This window comes from Variovorax sp. YR752, assembly GCF_943372545.1.
The window spans coordinates 1-21,044 of sequence record NZ_CALRZC010000150.1 but is presented as its reverse complement, the minus strand read 5'-3'; the positions used below and the strand labels follow the sequence as shown (position 1 = coordinate 21,044).

At 69.3% G+C, this 21,044-nt stretch carries 17 protein-coding genes; 10 read left to right on the top strand and 7 right to left on the bottom strand.

Annotated features, from left to right (window positions below; genetic code table 11):
* Nucleotides 1-107 precede the first annotated feature (107 nt).
* The 7 genes from AAG801_RS27770 (at nucleotide 108) to AAG801_RS27740 (ending at nucleotide 9,036) form a co-directional block, all read left to right on the top strand.
* Nucleotides 108-1,355, top strand: a complete 1,248-nt coding sequence (locus tag AAG801_RS27770; RefSeq protein ID WP_341891284.1) for an extracellular solute-binding protein — start codon at nucleotides 108-110, stop codon at nucleotides 1,353-1,355.
* A gap of 105 nt (nucleotides 1,356-1,460) precedes the next feature.
* The gene (locus AAG801_RS27765; RefSeq protein ID WP_341891283.1) at nucleotides 1,461-2,477 is read left to right on the top strand and encodes a sugar ABC transporter permease; all 1,017 of its coding nucleotides are present in this window, start codon (nucleotides 1,461-1,463) and stop codon (nucleotides 2,475-2,477) included.
* A gap of 10 nt (nucleotides 2,478-2,487) precedes the next feature.
* Nucleotides 2,488-3,324, top strand: a complete 837-nt coding sequence (locus AAG801_RS27760; RefSeq protein WP_341891282.1) for a carbohydrate ABC transporter permease — start codon at nucleotides 2,488-2,490, stop codon at nucleotides 3,322-3,324.
* Nucleotides 3,325-3,349: 25 nt separating this feature from the next.
* The gene (locus AAG801_RS27755; RefSeq protein ID WP_341891281.1) at nucleotides 3,350-4,672 is read left to right on the top strand and encodes a GH1 family beta-glucosidase; all 1,323 of its coding nucleotides are present in this window, start codon (nucleotides 3,350-3,352) and stop codon (nucleotides 4,670-4,672) included.
* Between the two features lies 1 nt (nucleotide 4,673).
* Nucleotides 4,674-5,768, top strand: a complete 1,095-nt coding sequence (ugpC, locus tag AAG801_RS27750; protein ID WP_341891280.1) for a sn-glycerol-3-phosphate ABC transporter ATP-binding protein UgpC — start codon at nucleotides 4,674-4,676, stop codon at nucleotides 5,766-5,768.
* 137 nt (nucleotides 5,769-5,905) lie between these two features.
* Nucleotides 5,906-7,084, top strand: coding sequence for a carbohydrate porin (locus tag AAG801_RS27745; RefSeq protein ID WP_341891279.1), 1,179 nt, complete (start codon nucleotides 5,906-5,908; stop codon nucleotides 7,082-7,084).
* Between the two features lie 266 nt (nucleotides 7,085-7,350).
* Complete coding sequence (locus AAG801_RS27740; protein ID WP_341891278.1) at nucleotides 7,351-9,036, top strand: AMP-binding protein; 1,686 nt, start codon at nucleotides 7,351-7,353, stop codon at nucleotides 9,034-9,036.
* Nucleotides 9,037-9,042: 6 nt separating this feature from the next.
* On the opposite strand, the gene AAG801_RS27735 is transcribed toward AAG801_RS27740, so the two are convergent.
* The 7 genes from AAG801_RS27735 to AAG801_RS27705 all read right to left on the bottom strand — a co-directional run bounded on the left by AAG801_RS27735 (nucleotide 9,043) and on the right by AAG801_RS27705 (nucleotide 16,350).
* The gene (locus AAG801_RS27735; RefSeq protein WP_341891277.1) at nucleotides 9,043-10,728 is read right to left on the bottom strand and encodes a SulP family inorganic anion transporter; all 1,686 of its coding nucleotides are present in this window, start codon (nucleotides 10,726-10,728) and stop codon (nucleotides 9,043-9,045) included.
* 81 nt (nucleotides 10,729-10,809) lie between these two features.
* The gene (locus tag AAG801_RS27730; protein ID WP_341891276.1) at nucleotides 10,810-11,799 is read right to left on the bottom strand and encodes a tripartite tricarboxylate transporter substrate binding protein; all 990 of its coding nucleotides are present in this window, start codon (nucleotides 11,797-11,799) and stop codon (nucleotides 10,810-10,812) included.
* A gap of 197 nt (nucleotides 11,800-11,996) precedes the next feature.
* On the bottom strand, nucleotides 11,997-12,161 hold the full coding sequence (locus AAG801_RS27725) for a hypothetical protein (protein WP_341891275.1): 165 nt from the start codon (nucleotides 12,159-12,161) through the stop codon (nucleotides 11,997-11,999).
* Nucleotides 12,162-12,192: 31 nt separating this feature from the next.
* Nucleotides 12,193-12,414 (bottom strand): hypothetical protein, encoded by a 222-nt coding sequence (locus tag AAG801_RS27720; RefSeq protein WP_341891274.1) that lies wholly within the window; start codon nucleotides 12,412-12,414, stop codon nucleotides 12,193-12,195.
* A 245-nt stretch (nucleotides 12,415-12,659) separates the two neighbouring features.
* The gene (locus tag AAG801_RS27715) at nucleotides 12,660-14,369 is read right to left on the bottom strand and encodes a dipeptide ABC transporter ATP-binding protein (RefSeq protein WP_341891273.1); all 1,710 of its coding nucleotides are present in this window, start codon (nucleotides 14,367-14,369) and stop codon (nucleotides 12,660-12,662) included.
* Nucleotides 14,369-15,415 (bottom strand): ABC transporter permease, encoded by a 1,047-nt coding sequence (locus tag AAG801_RS27710; RefSeq protein WP_341891272.1) that lies wholly within the window; start codon nucleotides 15,413-15,415, stop codon nucleotides 14,369-14,371. Before AAG801_RS27710 ends, AAG801_RS27715 begins: the two co-directional genes overlap by 1 nt.
* Nucleotides 15,412-16,350, bottom strand: coding sequence for an ABC transporter permease (locus AAG801_RS27705; protein ID WP_341891271.1), 939 nt, complete (start codon nucleotides 16,348-16,350; stop codon nucleotides 15,412-15,414). The genes AAG801_RS27710 and AAG801_RS27705 overlap by 4 nt, the downstream gene beginning before the upstream one ends.
* Before the next feature lie 149 nt (nucleotides 16,351-16,499).
* On the opposite strand from AAG801_RS27705, the gene AAG801_RS27700 reads away from it, so the two are divergent.
* The 3 genes from AAG801_RS27700 to AAG801_RS27690 form a co-directional block, all read left to right on the top strand.
* Complete coding sequence (locus AAG801_RS27700; RefSeq protein ID WP_341891270.1) at nucleotides 16,500-18,326, top strand: ABC transporter substrate-binding protein; 1,827 nt, start codon at nucleotides 16,500-16,502, stop codon at nucleotides 18,324-18,326.
* Nucleotides 18,326-20,131 (top strand): ABC transporter substrate-binding protein, encoded by a 1,806-nt coding sequence (locus tag AAG801_RS27695; RefSeq protein WP_341891269.1) that lies wholly within the window; start codon nucleotides 18,326-18,328, stop codon nucleotides 20,129-20,131. The genes AAG801_RS27700 and AAG801_RS27695 overlap by 1 nt, the downstream gene beginning before the upstream one ends.
* 4 nt (nucleotides 20,132-20,135) lie before the next feature.
* Nucleotides 20,136-21,044, top strand: a 909-nt coding sequence (locus tag AAG801_RS27690; protein WP_341891268.1) for an ABC transporter substrate-binding protein, incomplete at its 3' end; no start/stop codon positions are given.

The window sequence follows — 21,044 nt, the reverse complement described above, 5'->3', positions numbered from 1 at the left end:
CAGCGTTGACAACGTTTTCAAGCCCTGCTGCAATGCAAGCAGTTCTGAAAACGATGCCAAACAGCGAGGCATCACAATCAAGCCCCGCGAGGGCATGGAGACAAGCGATGAGATCCTTCCTGAAACCGGTGTTCGGCGTTCTGGCTGCGGGCCTGTCGGCTGCCACGATGGCGCAGACGGTGACGATCAGCGTCGCCTCCTTCCCCGACCTCGACCGCGGCATCAAGCTGGCGATCCCGCTGTACAAGAAGCTCAACCCGAACGTCGAGATCAAGCTGACCAGCCTGGCCTACGCCGACCACCACACCGCGATGACCACCGCGCTGGCCACCGGCGCCAACCTGCCCGACGTGATGGCGGTGGACATGGGCTTCATCGGCAAGTTCGCCGAGAGCGGCGGCCTGGAGGATCTCGCCAAGGCACCGTACAACGCGCTGCAGTACCGCGACAAGGTGGCCCGCTTCACCTATCCGCTGGCGATGAGCGGCCAGGGCGTGATGGTCGGCATGCCGGTGGACATCGGCCCCGGCGCGCTGTTCTACCGCAAGGACCTGCTCGACAAGGCCGGCGTCAGCGAGGCCGACCTGACCAAGAGCTGGGAGTCGTACATCGAGTCGGGCAAGAAGCTCAAGGCCGCCACCGGCGCCTGGCTGCTGGCCAGCGCGGTCGACATCAAGGACATCTACATCCGCTCCGACCTGAAGGATGGCGAGGGCATCTACTTCGACAAGTCGGGCAAGCCGACGATAGCCAACGCACGCTTCCAGAAGGCCTTCGAGCTCGCCAAGGCCGCCCGCACCGCCGGCATCGACGGCAAGATCGGCGCCTGGTCGAACGAGTGGAGCGAAGGCTTCAAGCGCGACAAGATCGCCTCGCAGATGATGGGCGCCTGGCTCGCCGGCCACCTCAACAACTGGCTGGCGCCGGAGTCCAAGGGCAAGTGGCGCTCGGCGCAGCTGCCCGGCGGCGCGTTCGGCTCCTGGGGCGGCTCGTTCTACGGCGTGCCGAAGAAGGCGGCCAACAAGGCGGCGGCCTGGGACTTCATCAAGTTCCTGACCACCAACAAGGACATGCAGATCGAGGCCTTCCGCGGCTTCGACGCCTTCCCCTCGCTGCTCGAGGCGCAGAACGACGCCTTCATCGACCAGCCGATCGAGTACCTCGGTGGCCAGAAGGCGCGCCAGCTGTGGAAGGTGGCGGCATCGAAGATCACCGCGATGGACGTCGACAAGTTCGACCCGGTCGCCGCCGAGGTGGTCAACGCCGAACTCGAGAACGTGCTCGAGAAGAACAAGGACATCAAGGCTGCGCTGGCCGACGCGCAGGCCGCGGTGGCCAAGCGCGTGCGCCGCTGAGCGCTGCCGTGCTCCTGATCTGAGCTGACCGTGCGGCCCGCGTGGCCTCACCCCACGACAAACCCGGATTCCCCCCGGCCGACGCCACGGGCAGCCTCGCTGCCCATGAGCCCACGCCGTCCGACCATGCACGCCCAGACCGTCAAACCCGCCGACGAGGTCGTCGCCGCCGCACCGCCGCAGCGGCGCGCGCCGAACGCACGCGCCCGCCGGCCGTGGCTGTCCAAGCGCTGGGCGCCGTACCTCTTCATCAGCCCCTTCTTCATCGTTTTCGCGGTGTTCGGGCTGTTCCCGCTGCTGTTCTCGATCTACCTGTCGTTCCACCGCTGGGACCCGGCCGAGGGCCTGGCCGCGATGCGCTTCGTCGCCTTCGAGAACTACCTCTACGTGCTGCAGGACGACGACTGGTTCCACAAGTCGATCTACAACACGCTGTGGCTGTCGATCGTCTCCGGGCTGCCGCAGCACCTGGTCGCGCTGCCGCTGGCGTTCTTCTTCCACCATGCGCTGGGCCGCTGGCGCAACGCCATCGTCGGCGTCTACTTCCTGCCCTTCATCACCTCGACGGTGGCGATCTCGCTGGTCTTCTCGTCGCTGTTCTCGCGCGACTTCGGCGTGGTCAACGCGACGCTGACCTCGCTGAACCAGGTGCCGCTGATCGGCTGGCTGTTCCCCGACACCAACATCGACTGGGGCCAGCCCGGCTACACCAAGTGGATGATCGCCTTCGTGGTCTGGTGGCGCTACGTCGGCTGGAACGCGGTGCTCTACCTGTCGGCGATGCAGACCATCCCGCGTGACCTCTACGAGGCCTCGACCATCGACGGCGCCAAGCCCTGGCAGCAGTTCCGCTGGATCACGCTGCCGCTGCTGCGCCCGATGATCTTCTTCGCGGTGACGCTGACCATCATCGGCAACCTGCAGCTGTTCGAGGAGCCCTTCATCCTGACCGGCGGCACCGGCGGCATCGGCCAGGCCGGCAAGACGGCGGCGATGCACATGTACGGCACCGCCTTCGTCGACGGTGATTTCGGCACCGCCTCGGCGATCGCCTGGCTGCTGTTCCTGCTGATCGGCGCGGCGACGTGGGCGAACAACCGCCTGCTCGGCAAGCGCGACTGAGGCCGAGACGATGAAGCGCCACGCCCTCACACCGCAACGCCTCAGCGCCTACGCCATCGTCGGCATCGGCGCGCTGATGATGCTCGGGCCGTTCTGGTTCATGTTCGTGTTCGCCACGCACAGCAACCGCGAGATCCTCTCGCTGCCGCCACCGATCTGGTTCGGCGACAAGTTCCTCGACAACCTGAACCAGCTGCTGACCAGCCTGCCGCACTTCTGGAAGAACGTCAGCTGGAGCTTCTACGTCGCGTTGATGTCGACGGGGCTGAACCTGTTCTTCTGCTCGCTGGCCGGCTTCGCCTTCGCGATGTACAAGTTCCGCTTCCGCGAGCCGCTGTTCGCCTTCGTGATGGCGACCATGCTGCTGCCCAGCTTCGTCGGCATGATCCCGACCGCGCTGACGATGAGCTGGCTGGAGTGGATGAACCAGCCGCGCGCGCTCTACGTGCCGGGCGCCGTGGGCGCTTTGGGCATCTTCATGATGCGGCAGTACATCGAGTCGGCGATTCCGAGCGAACTGGTCGACGCCGCGCGCATCGACGGCTGCGGCGAGTTCGCCATCTACTGGCGCATCGTGCTGCCGCTGATCGGCCCGGCGCTGGGCACGCTCGGCCTGATCACCTTCATCGGCTCGTGGAACAACTTCATCGGGCCGCTGATCGTCATCCGCGACATGGAGATGTACACCGTGCCGCTGGCGTTGCGCTCGCTACAGGGCACCGGGCAGATCCCCTGGGGCGCCATCGCCGCCGGCTCGGCGATCGCCGTGCTACCGCTGCTCGTGCTGTTCATGCTGGCCTCGCGCCGGCTCATCGAAGGCCTGACCGCCGGGGCCGTGAAGTCCTGAGCGATCGACCGAAGGAAACCGTACCGTGACCGATCCGAAATTTCCATCCGACTTCCTCTGGGGTGTGGCCACCAGCGCCTACCAGATCGAAGGCGCTGCCGCCGAAGACGGCCGCGGCGCGTCGATCTGGGACACCTTTTCCCACACGCCGGGCAAGACGATCAACGGCGACCACGGCGACGTCGCCTGCGACCACTACCACCGCTACCCGCAGGACATCGCGCTGATCGCCGGCCTGGGCCTGAATGCCTACCGCTTCTCGATCGCCTGGCCGCGCGTGCAGCCGCAGGGCAAGGGCGCGTGGAACGACAAGGGCCTGGCCTTCTACGACCGCCTCGTCGACACGCTGCTCGAGCGCGGCATCACGCCGCATGCCACGCTCTACCACTGGGACCTGCCGCAGGCGCTGCAGGACGAAGGCGGCTGGCTCAACCGCGACACCGCGGCCCGCTTCGCCGACTACGCGGCGACGATGGGCGTGCGCCTGGGCGACCGGCTCGGCGCGCTGGCCACCCACAACGAGCCCTGGTGCACCGCCTACCTCGGCCACCACAGCGGCAAGTTCGCGCCCGGCCTGAAGGACCCCCAGGCGGCGGTGCAGGTGGCCCACCACCTGCTCCTGTCTCACGGCATGGCGATGCAGGCGATGCGCGCCGCCGGGGTGAAGGCTCCGCTGGGCATCGTGCTCAACCAGTCGCCGGCGATGGGCGCCACCGACCTGGCCACCGACCGCGCGCTGGCCGAACGCGAGTACGCGCTGTTCGTGCGCTGGTACATGGACCCGATTTTCCTCAAGCGCTACCCGACGGCCAGCGGTGTGCATCTTTATCCGCAGGTTCGTGACAACGATTTCGAGGTGATCGCCCAGCCGCTGGACTTCCTCGGCATCAACTACTACACGCGCATCTGGGTCTCCAGCGAGGAGCCGCCGCGCCCGGCGCCCAAGCTGCAGGGCGAGACCGACATGGGCTGGGAGGTCTACCCGCAGGGCCTGACCGACCTGCTGGTGGGCATCCACCGCGACTACACGCTGCCGCCGATCTACATCACCGAGAACGGCATGGCCAATGCCGATGCGCTGGTCGACGGCCGGGTCAACGACCTGCCGCGCATCGCCTACATGAAGGGCCACCTCGAGGCCTTGTCGCAGGCCATCGCGGCCGGCGTCGACGTGCGCGGCTTCTTCTACTGGAGCCTGCTCGACAACTACGAGTGGGACTCCGGCTACGACAAGCGCTTCGGCCTGGTGCACGTCGACTATCCGACGCAGCAGCGCACGCTGAAGGACAGTGCGCACTGGTACCGCGAGTTCGTCGCGAGGCAGCGTGCTGCCTCGCACGGGGGCTGACATGAGCGACCTGCGCCTGCGCGGCATCCGCAAGTCCTTCGGCCCGGTCGAGGTGCTGCGCGGCATCGACCTGGAGATCGCCGACGGCGAGTTCGCCGTCTTCGTCGGCCCCTCGGGCTGCGGCAAGTCGACGCTGCTGCGCATGATCGCGGGCCTCGAGGACATCGACGACGGCGAGGTCGCCATCGGCGGCCAGCGCATCAACGACGTGCCGCCGGCCGAGCGCGGCATCGCGATGGTGTTCCAGAGCTACGCGCTCTACCCGCACATGACGGTGGCGCAGAACATGGGCTTCGCGCTGAAGATGGCCGGGCAGCCGAAGGCCGAGGTCGACGCGGCGGTGGCGCGCGCCGCCGAGATCCTGCAGATCGGGCCGCTGCTCTCGCGCAAGCCACGCGAGCTCTCCGGCGGCCAGCGCCAGCGCGTGGCGATCGGCCGCGCGATCGTGCGCAAGCCTCAGGTGTTCCTGTTCGACGAGCCGCTGTCCAACCTCGACGCCGCGCTGCGCGTGCAGATGCGCATCGAGCTGTCCAAGCTGCACAAGGAGCTCGGCGCCACGATGGTCTACGTGACGCACGACCAGGTCGAGGCGATGACGCTGGGCGACCGCATCGCGGTGTTCAACGGCGGGCGCATCGAGCAGGTCGGCGCGCCGCTGCACCTGTACATGCGGCCGGCCAACCAGTTCGTTGCCGGCTTCCTCGGCTCGCCGCGCATGAACTTCATCCGCGGCCAGGCGCTCGCGGCGGGCGCCGGCGCGATGAAGTTCGAGGCCGCCGGCACCGGCCTGATCGAGCTGCCGCTGCCCGCCGGCGGCCGACCCGCCGGTGCCGACGACCTGGTGCTGGGCGTGCGCCCGGAACACCTCAGCGTCGTTCGCGCCGACGAAGGCCTGGCCGCGCGCATCGAGGTGCTCGAGCACCTTGGCGACGCGCTGATCGTTCACGCCAGCCTGCGCGGTTCGCACGAGAGTGTGGCGCTGCGCCTGGCCGCCGACCACCCGGGCCTGGCCGCCGGCCAGGAGATCGGCCTCGTGCCCCACGCCGCGCACGCGCTGCTGTTCGACGGCAGCGGCCGCGCGCTCTCACCCCACTGACACATGGATTAGCGAGTTCCCCCGCGTCAGCCGACCGATGCCGCTCGTGAAAACGATTTCGCAGCGACCTGGGCCGGGAACGCACAACCCCCGCCGCGACCCGGCATTTCAACCACCACAGGAGACGAGGAGACCCCATGAAAAAGACCACCCTGATTGCAGCGATGGCGCTGGCCGGCCTGGCCGGCACGGCGCAGGCCGTCGAACTGAGCTACTCCGGCTACATCCGCGCCGGCACCGGCATCAACCTGCGCGGCGGCACGCAGGTCTGCTTCGGCCTGGCCGGCGCCGACACCAAATGGCGCCTGGGCAATGAGTGCGACTACGTGATCGAGCCCAACTTCGTCGCCAAGCTGGCGTCGTACGAAGGCAGCGACTGGTACGTGCACGTCATGCCCAGCGTCTACCACGGCTGGGGCCCGGCAGGCACCAACGAGCCCGACACGCTGACCACCCGCTTCGGCCAGATCTACGCCTACGGCAACAAGATCTCCGGCCTGGCCAACGGCAAGGTCTGGGCCGGCCGCCGCTTCTACAACCGCCTGCAGCTCGGCATCAACGACCAGTTCCTCGAGAACAACGACGGCAACGGCGCCGGCATCGAGGAGATGGACTTCGGCATGGCCAAGGTCAGCGTCGCGTTCATGATGGACCCGAACAACTCGGCCAACGACAACCGCTTCGCGCTGCCGATCCGCGCCACCGGCATCAAGACGCTGCCCAACGGCGAGCTGTCGATCTACGTCACGCCGTCGGCGCAGCTCAAGAGCGAGAACCAGGTCACCAACGTCGAGCCGGCCAAGCAGCCCAAGGGCATCGCGCTGGGCTTGTACCAGACCCTCAACGGCACGCTGGGCGGCAACTGGATCCTCGGCTTCAAGCACGACAAGACCGGCGAGGTGAAGAACACCCGCTTCGTCGCCCAGTACGGCACGACGATCGGCGCGGCGACCGGGCTGGACGTGATCGGCGAGTACCGCGTCAACGACGCGCCCAACGACGGCGGCAACAAGTGGTTCTCGCTCGGCGCGCGCACCGACACGCACCTCAGCGGCCCGTTCCGCTTCCTGTTCGAGGCAGGCCATGACCAGGTCAAGCCCGACGCCGGCGACACCCGCAACATGACCAAGGTGACTGCTGCGCTGGCCGCCTCGGCCGGCAAGGAGCCGGGCTCGCGCCCGACCGTGCGCCTGTTCGTCACCCACGCGGTGTGGAACGATGCCGCGCGGCTGACGCTGAGCGGCCGCACGCAGGAGGTGTTCGGCGACAAGAAGGCCGGCACGTCCATCGGCATCCAGGCTGAAACCTGGTGGTGACAGGTTCGGGGGGCGGCCGGCCGACGAGGTTCTGCCGCGGTTTGGGGGAATCGTCACGATCCGACTCCAACGGCCTGCCCCCCGAACCCTTCACGGCGGGCTGCTTGACGCGCCCGCCGCATCTCGAGAGAGCGTTCGCCCGGCCGCGTGCCGGGCGTTTTTTCGTCACGAACCGGGTGGAGACATCACCCTACTGGCGGGTCAACCCGGATGGCTGCGGCACGCCCATCCACTAGCGTGGCGCCCGAACCAGGAGGACCCACGCCATGACCGAGCGCATCGCCCCCGAACACCTCGCGCTGCAGCGCCTGTACCACTGGGAAAAGACCTCGCCCGAGCGCAATGTCTTCACCCAGCCGATGGGGGGCGGTGTGGTCCGCCAGATGAACTGGCGAGAGGTGATGGACGAGACGCGGCGCATGGCCGCGCACCTGCAGTCCTTCGGCTTCCCCAAGGGCAGCCGCATCGCCATCCTGTCGAAGAACTGCGCCCACTGGCTGATGAGCGACTGGGCGATCTGGATGGCGGGGCACGTCTCGGTGCCGCTGTACCCGACGCTCGCGGCCGACACGATCCGCCAGATCCTGACGCACAGCGAATCGAAGCTGGTGTTCGTCGGCAAGCTCGACGGCTGGGAGGCGATGAAGCCCGGCGTACCGGCGGAGCTGCCGTGCATCAGCTACCCGCTGTCGCCGCCGAACGACTATCCGACCTGGAACGACATCGTCAAGCGCACCGCACCCCTGACGGGTGAACCCGTGCGTGATGGCGACGAGCTGTCGACCATCATGTACACCTCCGGTACCACCGGCGTGCCCAAGGGCGTGATGCACAGCTTCGCGACCTTCGCCTGGTCCATCCAGTCGGGCCTCAAGCGCGTGCCGATCACCAGGCAGGCCCGCATGCTCAGCTACCTGCCGCTGGCCCACGTGGCCGAGCGCACGCTGGTCGAGCATGGCCTGCAGGCCACCGGCATGACGGTGTTCTTCGCCGAGAGCCTGGACACCTTCACCGCCGACCTGCAGCGTGCCCGCCCGACGCTGTTCTTCTCGGTGCCGCGGCTGTGGGTCAAGTTCCAGCAGGGCGTGCACGCCAAGATGCCGCCGGCCAAGCTGGAGCGCCTGCTGAAGATTCCCATCCTCGGCGGCATCGTGCGGCGCAAGGTGCTGAAGGCGCTCGGCCTCGACCAGTGCCAGTTCGCCGCCGGCGGTGCCGCGCCGATGCCGCCCGAGCTGCTGGCCTGGTACGCGAGGCTGGGCCTGCCGATCATCGAGGTCTACGGCATGACGGAGAACTGCGGCGTCTCGCACAGCACGCTGCCCGGCGTGCAGCGCCCCGGCACGGTCGGCGTGCCGCTGGAGGGTGTGCAGAGCCGGCTCGACCCGGCCAGCGGCGAGATCCAGATGAAGAGCCCGGGGCTGATGCTCGGCTACTACAAGGAAGAGGCGCTGACGCGCGAGACCTTCACGCCTGACGGCTGGCTGCACACCGGCGACAAGGGCCGGATGGAGAGCGACGGCTGCCTGCGCATCACCGGCCGCGTGAAGGACCTGTTCAAGACCAGCAAGGGCAAGTACGTCGCGCCGGCGCCGATCGAGGACCGGCTCGTCATGCATGCGACCGTGGAGGCCTGCGTGGTCACCGGCGCCAACCTCGGCCAGCCGCTGGGCATCGTGATGCTCAACGCCGATGCGGCGCAGCGCGCCCGCGACGGCGCGGCGCGCGCCGCGATGGAGGCGGCGCTGGCCGAGCACCTCGCCGCGGTGAACGCGCCGCTGGACCCGCACGAGCAGCTCAAGTGCATCGTCGTGGTGACCACGCCCTGGACGGTCGACAACGGCTTCATCACGCCGACCTTCAAGGTCAAGCGCAACCGCATCGAGGAGGTCTACGCCGACCGCTACGAGGGCTGGGTCGGCGCGCGGCGCAAGGTGGTCTGGGAGCTGGCCTGACGCGGCTCAGGGCGGCGGCGCATCGCCGTCCTGCATGCCCTGGTGGTGGCTGAGGAAGACCCGGCCGCGGAACCACTGCTCCCAGCCGCCGGCGCGCAGCCGGTCGAGCACCGGGCCCTTCACCTCGCTGAGGTCGAGCCGGATGCCGCGCTCGGCGAGCATCTCGTGCAGCGCACGCAGCGCCTCCAGCGCGCTGAAGTCGATCGCGTTGACCGGCGACATCAGCAGCACGACGCGGCGTGTGTCCGGCAGCGTCGCCAGGTGCTGCGCCACCACGCCGGCCAGCCGGCGCGCGTTGGTGAACACCAGGCTCTCGTCGATGCGCAGCGCCAGCACGCCCGGCATGCACTGCACCTCGTGGCGATCGACATTGCGGTAGTGCTCGGTGTCGCCGACGCGGCCGATGCGCGCCACGTGCGGGTTGGCGCTGCGCTGCAGCAGCAGCGCGATCGACAGCGCCACGCCGGTCAGCAGCGCCGCCTCGGCACCGACGAACAGCGTCAGTGCAGCCACCAGCACCATCACGACGAACTCGCTGCGCGCATAGCGCCAGGCCTCGGCAAAGGCGCGCCACTCGGCCACGCCGAGCACCGCGATGACGATCGTGGCGGCCAGCACCGCGCGCGGCAGCCAGGCCAGTGGCGCGCTCAGCAGCAGCATCGCAAGCGCCATCAGCAATGCCGCCCAGGCGCCGGCGGCGCGGGTGCGCGCACCGGCCTCGGCATTGAGCGCGCCGCGCGAGAAGCTGCCGCCGATCGGCATGCCGGCCGAGCAGGCCGAGACCAGATCGGCGGCGGCCAGGCCGGTCAGCTCGCGCCGTGCGTCGACCTGCTCGCGGCGGCGCAGGCCCAGCCCTTCGGCCACGGCCAGGCTGCTGACGAAGGTGACCAGCGCCAGCGGCACGGCACTGGGCAGCAGCCGCCACCACAGCGCCGCGTCCAGCGGCGGCAGCGCCAGTGACAGCGCGAAGGCGGGCAGCGTGCCGACCAGTGCCACGCCGCGGGCATCGGCGGCGAGCACCCAGGCCACTGCGATGGCGCCGGCCACCACCACCAGCGGCGCACAGCGTGCCAGCAGCGAGGCCGTCGCCGGCGCCAGCCAGCGCGCCAGCAGTGCCTGGGCCCGCCGCCGCAGCAGCCACAGCAGGAACAGCGCGCCGACGCCGAAGGCGGCCGTCCATGCCTGCCCGACCACGCCGGTGGCCCACCACGACGAAACCACCTGCGGCGCGGTGAAGCCGCGCGCCGGGCTGCCCAGCAGCGCCGGCAGCTGCGACAGCGTGATGGCCAGTGCCGCGCCGGTCGAGAAGCCGTGCAGCACCGGCGTGGACAGCAGCGCCGCCAGCGCGTCGAGGCGGAACAGTGCCGCTGCGGCGAGCAGCAGGCCGGCTTCGGCGGCGAGCACCAGCGCGGCAGCGGTGGCCGGCGTACCGTCGGCCAGCACCGGCGCGATGGCCTGCGCGGTCAGCAGCGCGACCACCGCCACCGGGCCGACCGAGTTGACGCTCGACGAGCCGAGCGCCGCATAGGCCACCATCGGCAGCACGGTGGCGTAGACGCCGACCTGCGGCGGCAGCCCGGCGAGCAGCGCGTAGGCCAGGCTCTGCGGAATCAGCAGGACCGCGACGATGAACGCGGCGACCAGGTCGTCGCGCAGCGCATCACGGCGGTAGGCCTGCCATCGATCAAGCATGAACGCAGCCGGCGCCGGGCCGCTCCCAAGCCGGCTGCGCGCCCCTCGGGGGCCGCGGGCGAAGCGCGCTTGGGGCCGTCATCAGTCGACTTTAGCCCCTGAGGCCTTGACGACCTCGGCCCACTTCTTCGTCTCCGCCGCGATCATCCTGGTGAAGTCGGCCGGGCTCATGCCGCTGGGGATCGCGCCCTGTGCCAGCAGTCGCTCCTTCAGCGCGGGCGAGCCCAGCGCCTTGGCGGTCTCCTGCTGCAGCCGGCCGACCACGTCCGCCGGCGTTCCGGCCGGCGCCAGCAGGCCGAACCAGGAACTCGCCTCGTAGCCCTTCAGCGGCCCGGCCTCGGCGACGGTGGGCAGGTCCGGCATGGCGGCGCTGCGCGCGGCGCTGGTCACGGCCAGTGCCTTGAGCTTGCCGGCCTTGATCTGCGGCATCGCCGAGGGCAGGTTGTCGAACATCAGGTCCATGTTGCCGCCGATCAGGTCGAGCAGCGCCGGGCCGGAGCCGCGGTAGGGGAAGTGGACCATGAAGGTGCCGGTCATCGTCTTGAACAGCTCGCCGGCGAGATGGATCGAGGTGCCGTTGCCGCTGCTGGCCATGTTCAGCTTGCCGGGGTTGGCCTTCGCGTAGCGGATCAGGTCGGGCACGCTCCTGATGCCCATCGCCTCGGCCTTGGCCGGGTTCAACACCAGCACGTTGGGCACGCCGGCCACCAGCGTCACCGGCACGAAGTCCTTCACGTGGTCGTAGGGCATCTTCGGGTACAGCGCCGGGTTGATGGCGTGCGTGCCCACCGTGCCCATCAGCAGCGTGTGGCCGTCGTTGGACTTGGCGACCAGGTCGGCGCCCAGGTTGCCGCCGGCGCCGGGCTTGTTCTCGATGACGAAGGGCTGGCCGAAGGCCTTGCTCAGTTCGGGCGCCAGTGCGCGGGCCAGGATGTCGGTGGTACCGGCCGGCGCAAAGGGCACGACGATGCGCACCGGCTTGCTGGGCCAGGCGGTCTGGGCGAAGAGGGGCAGCGGGAGCAGCGCGGCGGCCGTGGCGGCAAGCAGGCGGCGGCGGGTGGGGTAGCGCATGGGCGGGACCTCGCGGGGGCTTTGGAGCCCCGCAGTGTCCGGCAGGAGGCGGGGCCGCCGTCAGAGGCGTTTCCCGAGCGCGTTGACACAAAAAAAGAAGGGAAGCGGGACGAAAAGGCCGGGGCTCGCTCTCAACCTCCCCGACGTCGCCCGCTTCCCTGGTGGACAGGTGTCAGTCCGCGAAAACCTTCGTCAACTCAACGTGCGCCGCTCGGGCGCGGGAACAAGGACAGCTGGGCCGGTTCGCGGCCCGACTTCAGAACCTGGCTCTGGCGCGTCGCGACCAGTGGCCGGACGGTGGTGGGCCGCACCGGCTGGGTCGGCGTGCCCCGCGGTGCAGGGGTCAGTGCAATCGGCGGCATGGTGGCCTCTCCTCGTGCGCAATCGATCGGCTCAGCGGAACTCGCTGGACATGAAGGCCGGGCGAGGCTCGGCGCCGAGGCCCAGCACGCTGGCCGCGCGCTCGACCCAGTCGCTCAGCGCCGGCGCCTTGGGCAGCCGCGGCGCGGCCGGGTTGGCCAGTCGCAGCAGCGAGGAGGCGCCGCCCCGGCAGTGCGGGCCGGCCGGGCGCATGCGGCGGGTGGCGGGAGCGATCTGCGAGCGGGTCTGCGGCATGGTGTCAACGACGTCCTGGTAGGTCTGGGGTCCCTGCTGTCGCGTGGTACGCGCGCGTCGGGCCTGTGCCAGCCATAGCGCAACGAGCGTGCCATGCCGGCGCGGTCGAATGCCCGTGTGAAACTTCACGAAAAGGGGCGACTTTCGGACGTGGCGCTGAGCGCCCACTTTCGAAACGCGGCTGATATGTAAGCGCTTCGATACAAGGCCGACACGATTCGTCGCGGCCGTGGGCCGCGACGTGTTCAGGCCGCCGCGCGATAGCCGCGCGGGATCGCGCCGAGCAGCCGGCGCGTGTACTCCTCACGCGGCGATTCGAGGATTTGTTGCACGCCGGCCTGCTCGACCACCTGGCCGTCCTTCATCACCAGCACCTCGTCGGCCATGAAGCGCACTACCGCCAAGTCGTGGCTGATGAAGACATAGGCCAGGCCGAGTTCGTCCTGCAGGTCCTTCAGCAGGTTGAGCACCTGGGCCTGCACCGAGACGTCGAGCGCGCTGACCGCCTCGTCGAGCACCAGCACCTCGGGGTCCAGCGTCAGGCAGCGGGCGATCGCGATGCGCTGGCGCTGGCCGCCGGAGAACTCGTGCGGGTACTTGTTCAGTGCCGAGTCGTCCAGGCCGACCTTGGCCAGCAGCGCGCTGGCGCGGGCCTGGCGGTCGGCGGTGCCGCTGCCGACGCCGTGGATGACCATCGGCTCGACCAGCGTCTGCGCCACCGTGAAGCGTGGGTTCAGCGAGGCATAGGGGTTCTGGAACACGACCTGGATGCGGCGGCGGATCGGCAGCAGCTCGGCGCGGGTCAGCGCGAGCAGGTCGCGGCCGTCGAACATCGCCGTGCCGCCGACCGGCCCGCCGGCCGGCTCGTGCAGGCGCAGCAGCGTCAGGCCCAGCGTCGTCTTGCCCGAGCCCGACTCGCCGACGATGCCCAGCGTGTGGCCGCGCCGCAGCGTGAAGCTGGCGCCCTTGACGGCCTGGAACTCGCGCCGGCCGAACACGCCGCGGCGAATCCAGAAGCTCTTGGTGATGCCGGTGGCTTCCAGCACCACCGGCGCTGCCGGGTCCTTCGGCTTGGCCACCCGTGCCGACGGGCCGCCGCTGCCACCGTTACCGGCGATGTGGTCGTCGATCACCATCAGCCGCGCGCTGCGCTGCTCGAGCGTCGGCCGGCAGGCGAGCAGCGCCTTGGTGTAGGCGTCGCGCGGCGTGGCGAAGATGTCGGCCACCGCGCCCTGCTCGCGCACCGTGCCCTGGCGCATCACCACCACGCGGTCGGCGATCTCGCCGACCAGGCCGAGGTCGTGGCTGATGAACAGCATGCTCATGCGGTGCTTGTCCTTCAGCTTCGCGAGCAGCTCGATGATCTGGCGCTGGATGGTGACGTCCAGCGCGGTGGTCGGCTCGTCGGCGATCAGCAGCCTGGGCTCGCAGGCCAGCGCCATCGCGATCATCACGCGCTGCTGCTGGCCGCCGGAGAGTTCGTGCGGATGCGCCTTCAGCCGCCGCTTCGGCTCGGGCAGGCCGACCTCGGTGAGCAGCGCCTCGGCCTTCTCCAGCGCCTGGCGCTGGTTCATGCCCAGGTGCCGCTGCATCGGTTCGCACAGCTGGTGGCCGACGGTGAACACCGGGTTCAGCGAGGTCATCGGGTCCTGGAACACGCAGGCGATGTCCTTGCCGCGCAGCGCCTGCAGTTCGGCGAGCGACGCACCGAGCAGGTCACGGCCCTGGAAGTGGATCGAACCGTGGCGCTCGGCGTTGTCCGGCAGCAGGTTGAGGATGGACATCGCGGTGACGCTCTTGCCCGAGCCCGACTCGCCGACCAGCGCGACGGTGGTGTTCTCCGGCACCTCGAAGCTCACGCCCTGCTCGCCGCGGCCGACCGCTTCGGCGTAGCTGGCCTGGGCACCGCGGCCCATGCGGAAGCGGACGCGCAGATCGTTGATGGTCAGCAACATCATTCGGCTCCGCGCAGCTTGGGGTCGAGCGCATCACGCAGCGCATCGGTCATCAGCGAGAAGGCGGTGACGAACACCGCCATGAAGGCCGTCGCGGCGACCAGCTGCCACCAGTGGCCGAGGATCAGCTCGCTCTGCGCTTCGGCGAGCATGGTTCCCCAGCTCACCTGGTCGACGCTGACGCCCAGGCCCAGGTAGGACAGGATCACCTCGGCCTTGATGAAGCCGACGACGAGGATGGACAGCTGCACCAGGATCACGTGGCTGACGTTGGGCAGGATGTGGCGGAAGATGCGCGAGCCGGTGCTCGCGCCGATCGCCTCGGCGGCGCGCACGTACTCGCGCACCGAGTGCTTGAGGAACTCGGCGCGCACCAGCCGGTAGATGCCCGTCCAGCCGGTCAGCCCGAGGATCAGCACCACCGACTGCACGCCGCGCCCGGCCACCGCCGCGAAGGCGAAGATCAGCAGGATGCCGGGGATCGAGGTGAAGACGTTGTAGACCCATTCGAGGAAGTCGCCCAGCCGGCCGCCGAAGAAGCCGGCCAGCGCGCCCAACACCGTGCCGATCAGCGTGGCGACGATGGCCGCGGCAACGCCGACGAACACCGAGATCTCCGCACCCTTGATCGCCTTGGCGAGCACGTCGCGGCCGAGGCGGTCGCCGCCGAAGGGCAGGGTCTCGCGGCGCGTAGCCTCGGTGGTCTGGTACTTCTTGGCCAGCTCGGCCCATTCGGCGTAGCGCGGCGCCAGCGGGTCGACCGCCGAGATGTCGACGTTCGGGCCGGTGGGCACGGGAATCGCCGCACTCGTCTCCTTCGCGGCCGGGCCGATGAAGGTCGGCGGCGCGTTGGGCACGCCGACTTCCTTCTGCCAGTCGCCGGCCACCAGGCCCACGGCGGCGGCGAGCATCAGCAGCGCGAAGCCGGCGACGATCACCATCGACACCAGGCCGACCCGGTCGCCCTTGAAGCGGCGCCAGGCGGCGGCCCAAACACCTTCTGAACGGGCCACGCCAGCAGCGTTCATCGGAAGCACCGCGCTCATTTGAGGACCACCCGCGGATCGACGAGTTTGTAGAGCACGTCGGTGGCGAGGTTCACCACCATCGTGATGACGGCCAGGTACACCGTGACTGCCTGGATCACCGGGTAATCGCTGCGGTTGACCGCCAGCAGCACCTCGCGGCCCAGGCCCGGGATGGAGAAGAACACCTCGATCAGGAAGGAGCCGACGAAGATGCCGGGCAGCGACACCGCCACGTTGGTGAGGATCGGGATCATCGCGTTGCGCATCACGTGCGTGAACAGGATGCGCGGCTCGGTCAGGCCCTTGGCGCGCGCGGTGCGCACGTAGTCCTGGCCGATCTCGTCGAGGAAGAAGGTGCGGTACAGCCGCGTCTGCGGCGCGATGCCCACCATCACCGCCAGCAGCACCGGCAGCGGCGTGTAGACCAGCAGGTTGGTGGCCAGGCTGTCCGTCCAGCCCTGCACCGGGAACCAGCCGAGCTGGAAGGCGAAGACGTACTGGCCGACGATCACGTAGACGAGGAAGGAGATCGACAGCGCGATGGTGGTGGCCACCATGATCGTGCGGTCGGTCAGCGAGCCGCGCAGGTAGGCCACCAGCAATGCGATGGGAATGGCCAGCAGCGTGTCGAGGATGAGGATGGGCACCATCACCGTCAGCGTGGCCGGCAGGCGGGTGGCGAACAGGTTGGCCACCGATTCGTTGGTCGCCCAGCTGCGCCCCCAGTCGAAGGTGGCGATCTGCTTGAGGAAGATGCCCAGCTGCACCCACCACGGCTCGTTGAGGCCGAGCTGCTGGCGGATCGCGTCGATCTGCTCGGGCGAGGCCGACAGGCCGCCGAGGATCTCGGCCGGGTCGCCGCCGAAGGCCTTGAAGAGAAAGAACACCAGCAGCACGACGCCGATCAGCGTCGGAATCATCTGCCACAGGCGCCGGATCAGGTAAGCCGCCATGCGCGAAGAAGCTCCAGGGAAATGCAGGCGCGAGTCTAGGGCCGGGGCGAAATGCCCCTGACCCGGTGTTTGCCCTCGTGACCCGGCACGCAACTCGCATGCCATCCGCTTATAGACTTCATGCGAACCTGACCCAAGGAGTCGATGCGATGTTCCTGCGTGCCCTCACCCGGGCCCTGATCCTCGCGCTGAGCTGCACCGCCGCAGTGGCCCAGAAGGCCCCCGCCGCCGATGCGCAGGCGCGTGTGCTGCGCTACGCCTTCCCGATCGCCGAGACCGGCTTCGACCCGGCGCAGATCTCCGACCTGTACTCGCGCACCGTCGTGGCCGGCATCATCGAGACGCCGCTGGCCTTCGACTTCCTCGCCCGGCCGTTCAAGCTCAAGCCGAACACCGCGGCCGAGATGCCGCAGATCAGCGAGGACTTCCGCACCTTCACCTTCCGCCTGAAGCCGGGCATCTTCTTCGGCGACGACCCGGCCTTCAAGGGAAAGAAGCGCGAGCTGGTCGCGCAGGACTACGTCTACAGCCTCAAGCGCCACTACGACCCGAAGTGGAACAGCCCCAACCTGTACCGGCTGGAGAACGCCAAGATCCTCGGCCTGTCGGAGTTGCGAAAGCAGGTGCTGAAGGACAAGACGCCGTTCCCCTACGACCAGGAGGTCGAGGGCCTGCGCGCGCTCGACCGCTACACCTTCCAGGTCAAGCTGGCCGAGCCGGCGCCGCGTTTCCACCAGGAGATCATGACCGACGCCGGCAACTACGGCGCGGTGGCGCGCGAGGTGGTCGAGGCCTACGGCGACAAGATCATGGAGCACCCGGTGGGCACCGGGCCGTTCCGCCTGGCCGAATGGCGGCGCAGTTCGCGCATCGTGCTCGAGCGCAACCCCGGCTACCGCGACGTGCGCTACGACGAAGAAGCGCCGGCCGACGACCCGCGCTCGCAGGCCATCGCCGCGCAGCTCAAGGGCCGCAAGATGCCCATGCTCGACCGTGTCGAGATCGTCATCATCGAGGAGGCGCAGCCGCGCTGGCTGTCCTTCCTCAATGCGCAGACCGACCTGATGGAGCGGCTGCCCAACGAGTTCGCGCCGGTGGCGATCCCGAACGACAAGCTGGCGCCCAACCTGGCCAAGAAGGGCATCACGATGGACCGCGCGCCGCTGGTCGACATCGGCCTGGCCGCGCTGTTCAACCAGGACAACCCGGTGGTCGGCGGCTACACGCCGGAGAAGGTGGCGCTGCGCCGCGCCATCGCGCTGGCCTACGACGTCGACCAGGAGATCCGCCTGGTGCGCAAGAGCCAGGCGATTCCGGCGCAGACGGCGATCGCGCCGCTGGCCTTCGGCTACGACCCGTCGCTGAAGACGACGATGAGCGACCACGACCCGGCGCGGGCGCGTGCGCTGCTCGACCTGTACGGCTACCGCGACGGCGACGGCGACGGCTGGCGCGAGATGCCCGACGGCTCGCCACTGGTGCTGGAGTACGCCACCCAGCCCGACCAGCAGAGCCGGCAGCTCGCCGAGCTGTGGGAGAAGGGCATGAAGGCGGTCGGCCTGCGCATCGTCTTCAAGGTCGCCAAGTGGCCGGAGAACCTGAAGGCCTCGCGCGCCGGCAAGCTGATGATGTGGGGCGTGGCCTGGTCGGCGACCACGCCCGACGGCGATACCTTCCTCGCGCTGGCCTACGGCCCGAACAAGGGTGGCGCCAACCATGCGCGCTTCGACCTGCCGGCCTTCAATGCGCTGTACCGGCAGCAGCAGGAGATGCCCGACGGACCCGAGCGACAGAAGGTGATGCAGGAAGCGAGCAAGCTGATGGTGGCCTACGTGCCCTACAAGCTCAGCGGCCACCGCATGGCCACCGACCTGATGCAGCCCTGGGTGATCGGCTTCCGGCGCAACCCCTTCGTGCGCGAGTTCTTCAAGTTCCTCGACGTCGACCCGGCGATCCGCGCGCAGGAGGCGCCGTGATGCGGCGCGCGCAGCTTGGTGCCGCGTTGCTGTGCGCGGCGCTGGCCATGGCGGCGCAGGCGCAGGGCGGCGCGGCAGCTTCGCCGAAGGTGTTCCGCTACTCGTTTCCGGCCGCGGAGACGGGCTTCGACCCGGCGCGCATCAACGATCTCTATTCGCGTTACGTCACCGCGCACATCTTCGACGGCCTGTACAACTTCGACGCGCTGGCGCGCCCGTTCCTGGTCCGGCCGAACGTGGCCGACGGCATGCCCGAGCACTCGAGCGACTTCCGTACCTGGACCGTGCGCCTGAAGCCCGGCATCCACTTCGCCGACGACCCGGTGTTCAAGGGCGTGAAGCGCGAGCTGGTGGCGCAGGACATCGTCTACTCCTACAAGCGCATCTTCGACCCGGAGAACAAGAGCCCGGTCTACTCCGGCCTGGCCGAGCAGGGCATGCTCGGGCTGGACGAGCTGCGCGAGCAGGCGCTGAAGACGGGCAAGTTCGACTACGACCGCGAAGTCGAGGGGCTGCGCGCGCTGGACCGCTACACGGTGCAGTTCAGGCTGAAGGAGCCCCGCCCGCGCTTCATCTACACGCTGGCCGCCGGCGACCTGTTCGGCGCGGTGGCGCGCGAGGTGATCGAGGGCTATCCCGGCAAGACGATGGAGCACCCGGTGGGCACCGGGCCGTTCCGCCTGGCCCAGTGGCGGCGCAGCTCGCAGATCGTGCTGGAGCGCAACCCGAACTTCCGCGAGCTGCGCTACGACGCGCAACCCGCCGCGGACGACGCCGAAGGCCAGGCGATCCTCGCCCGCTTCAAGGGCCGCAGGCTGCCGATGATCGACCGCGTCGAGATCAGCATCATCGAGGTGCAGCAGCCGCGCTGGCTGGCGTTCCTGAACGAGCAGTTCGACCTGCTCGCGCTGCCGTCGGAGTTCGCCAACCTCGCGGCGCCCAACGGCAAGCTGGCGCCCAACCTGGCCAAGCGCGGCGTCGGGCTGCACCGCGTGCTCAACCCCGATCGCACGCTGTTCTACTTCAACATGGAAGATCCGCTGGTCGGCGGCAGCGCGCCGGAGAAGGTGGCGCTGCGCCGTGCCATCAGCCTGGCGACGAACACCGAGCGCGAGATCGTCACCATCTGGCGCGGCCAGGCCATTCCTGCGCAGTCGGTGGTCGCGCCCGGCACCTGGGGCTACGACCCGGCCTACAAGACCGAGAACAGCGACTACGACCTGGCGCGTGCCAAGGCGCTGCTCGACCTGTACGGCTACACCGACCGCGACGGCGACGGCTGGCGCGAGCGGCCCGACGGGGCGCCGCTCGAGCTGCGCCATGCCTCGACGCCGGACGAGAGCTCGCGCCCCTTCGACGAGCTGTGGAAGAAGAACATGGACGCCCTCGGCCTGCGCCTGGTCATCGACAAGGCGCAGTGGCCCGAGCAGCTCAAGAAGGCGCGTGCCGGGCAGCTGATGATGTGGCAGCTCGGCTATTCGGCGGCCAACCCCGATGTGCAGGACGGCCTGGGCATCCTCTACGGCCCGGCCTCGGGCGGGCAGAACCTGCCGCGATTCAGGAACGCCCGCTTCGACGAGATCTACCGCCAGATGGACGGCCTGCCCGACGGCCCCGAGCGGCTCGCGCTGCTGCGCGAGACGCAGGCCATCGTGACTGCGCTGGTACCGATGAAGTACAAGGTGCACCGCATCGTCACCGATCTCACCCAGCCCTGGGTGCTGGGCTTCCGACGGCCGCTGTACGGTAGCCAGTTCTGGCAGTACATCGACATCGACACGGCGCGCCAGCCGCCGCGCCGCTGAGCCGATGAAGCGGCGCGACTGGCTCGGCGCCTCGGCGGCGATGCTCGCGCTGCCGGCTGCACCGGCCTGGCGCGACGCCCCGGCCGACACCTTGCGCGTCGCCTTCCGCGCCGCCGAGACCGGCTTCGACCCGATGGCCATCGGCGACGAGAACTCCAACCGTGTCGTCTCCTGCATCTTCGAGGCGCCGCTGGGCTACGACTACCTGGCGCGGCCGGTCAAGCTGCGGGCGCTGACCGCGACGGCGCTGCCCGAGGTGGCCGACGACTTCCGCAGCTTCACCTTCCGCATCCGCCCCGGCATCTTCTTCGCCGACGACCCGGCCTTCAAGGGCGCGAAGCGCGAGCTGGTCGCGCAGGACTACGTCTACACGGTCAAGCGCTTCTACGACCCGCGCAACAACAGCGAGAACCTCTACCTGTTCGAGAACGCCGGGCTGCTCGGCCTGAGCGAACTGCGCGAGCGTGCGATCAAGGCCAAGGCGCCGTTCGACTACGACCGCGAGGTCGAGGGCATCCGGGCGATCGACCGCTACACCTTCCGCGTGCGCCTGGCCCGACCGGGGCCGCGCCTGGCCTGGCTGTTCGCGCAGAACGGCACCACCGGCGCGATGGCGCGCGAGGTGGTCGAGGCCTACGGCGCCGACGTCGCCGCGCACCCGGTGGGCACCGGGCCGTACCGGCTGGCGTCGTGGCGGCGCGCCTCGCGCATCGAACTCGTGCGCAATCCGGCCTACCGGGAGCGCCGCTTCGAAGCCGAGCCGGCGGCCGACGACACGTTCGCGCAGCAGATCGGCGCGCAGCTCGCCGGCCGGCGGCTGCCGCTGACCGAGCGCATCGAGATCAGCGTCATCGACGAATCGCAGCCGCGCTGGCTGGCCTTCGTCGACGGCTCGCTCGACCAGCTCGACGTG

What these genes read in the sequence shown, in the direction of transcription:
- AAG801_RS27710 (WP_341891272.1), bottom strand. Translation starts at nt 15,415, where the DNA reads ATGAGCGCGGTGCTTCCGATGAACGCTGCTGGCGTGGCCCGTTCAGAA.
- AAG801_RS27760 (WP_341891282.1), top strand. Translation starts at nt 2,488, where the DNA reads ATGAAGCGCCACGCCCTCACACCGCAACGCCTCAGCGCCTACGCCATC.
- AAG801_RS27740 (WP_341891278.1), top strand. Translation starts at nt 7,351, where the DNA reads ATGACCGAGCGCATCGCCCCCGAACACCTCGCGCTGCAGCGCCTGTAC.
- ugpC (WP_341891280.1), top strand. Translation starts at nt 4,674, where the DNA reads ATGAGCGACCTGCGCCTGCGCGGCATCCGCAAGTCCTTCGGCCCGGTC.
- AAG801_RS27725 (WP_341891275.1), bottom strand. Translation starts at nt 12,161, where the DNA reads ATGCCGCCGATTGCACTGACCCCTGCACCGCGGGGCACGCCGACCCAG.
- AAG801_RS27745 (WP_341891279.1), top strand. Translation starts at nt 5,906, where the DNA reads ATGAAAAAGACCACCCTGATTGCAGCGATGGCGCTGGCCGGCCTGGCC.
- AAG801_RS27700 (WP_341891270.1), top strand. Translation starts at nt 16,500, where the DNA reads ATGTTCCTGCGTGCCCTCACCCGGGCCCTGATCCTCGCGCTGAGCTGC.
- AAG801_RS27765 (WP_341891283.1), top strand. Translation starts at nt 1,461, where the DNA reads ATGAGCCCACGCCGTCCGACCATGCACGCCCAGACCGTCAAACCCGCC.
- AAG801_RS27730 (WP_341891276.1), bottom strand. Translation starts at nt 11,799, where the DNA reads ATGCGCTACCCCACCCGCCGCCGCCTGCTTGCCGCCACGGCCGCCGCG.
- AAG801_RS27695 (WP_341891269.1), top strand. Translation starts at nt 18,326, where the DNA reads ATGCGGCGCGCGCAGCTTGGTGCCGCGTTGCTGTGCGCGGCGCTGGCC.
- AAG801_RS27770 (WP_341891284.1), top strand. Translation starts at nt 108, where the DNA reads ATGAGATCCTTCCTGAAACCGGTGTTCGGCGTTCTGGCTGCGGGCCTG.
- AAG801_RS27735 (WP_341891277.1), bottom strand. Translation starts at nt 10,728, where the DNA reads ATGCTTGATCGATGGCAGGCCTACCGCCGTGATGCGCTGCGCGACGAC.
- AAG801_RS27720 (WP_341891274.1), bottom strand. Translation starts at nt 12,414, where the DNA reads ATGCCGCAGACCCGCTCGCAGATCGCTCCCGCCACCCGCCGCATGCGC.
- AAG801_RS27705 (WP_341891271.1), bottom strand. Translation starts at nt 16,350, where the DNA reads ATGGCGGCTTACCTGATCCGGCGCCTGTGGCAGATGATTCCGACGCTG.
- AAG801_RS27715 (WP_341891273.1), bottom strand. Translation starts at nt 14,369, where the DNA reads ATGTTGCTGACCATCAACGATCTGCGCGTCCGCTTCCGCATGGGCCGC.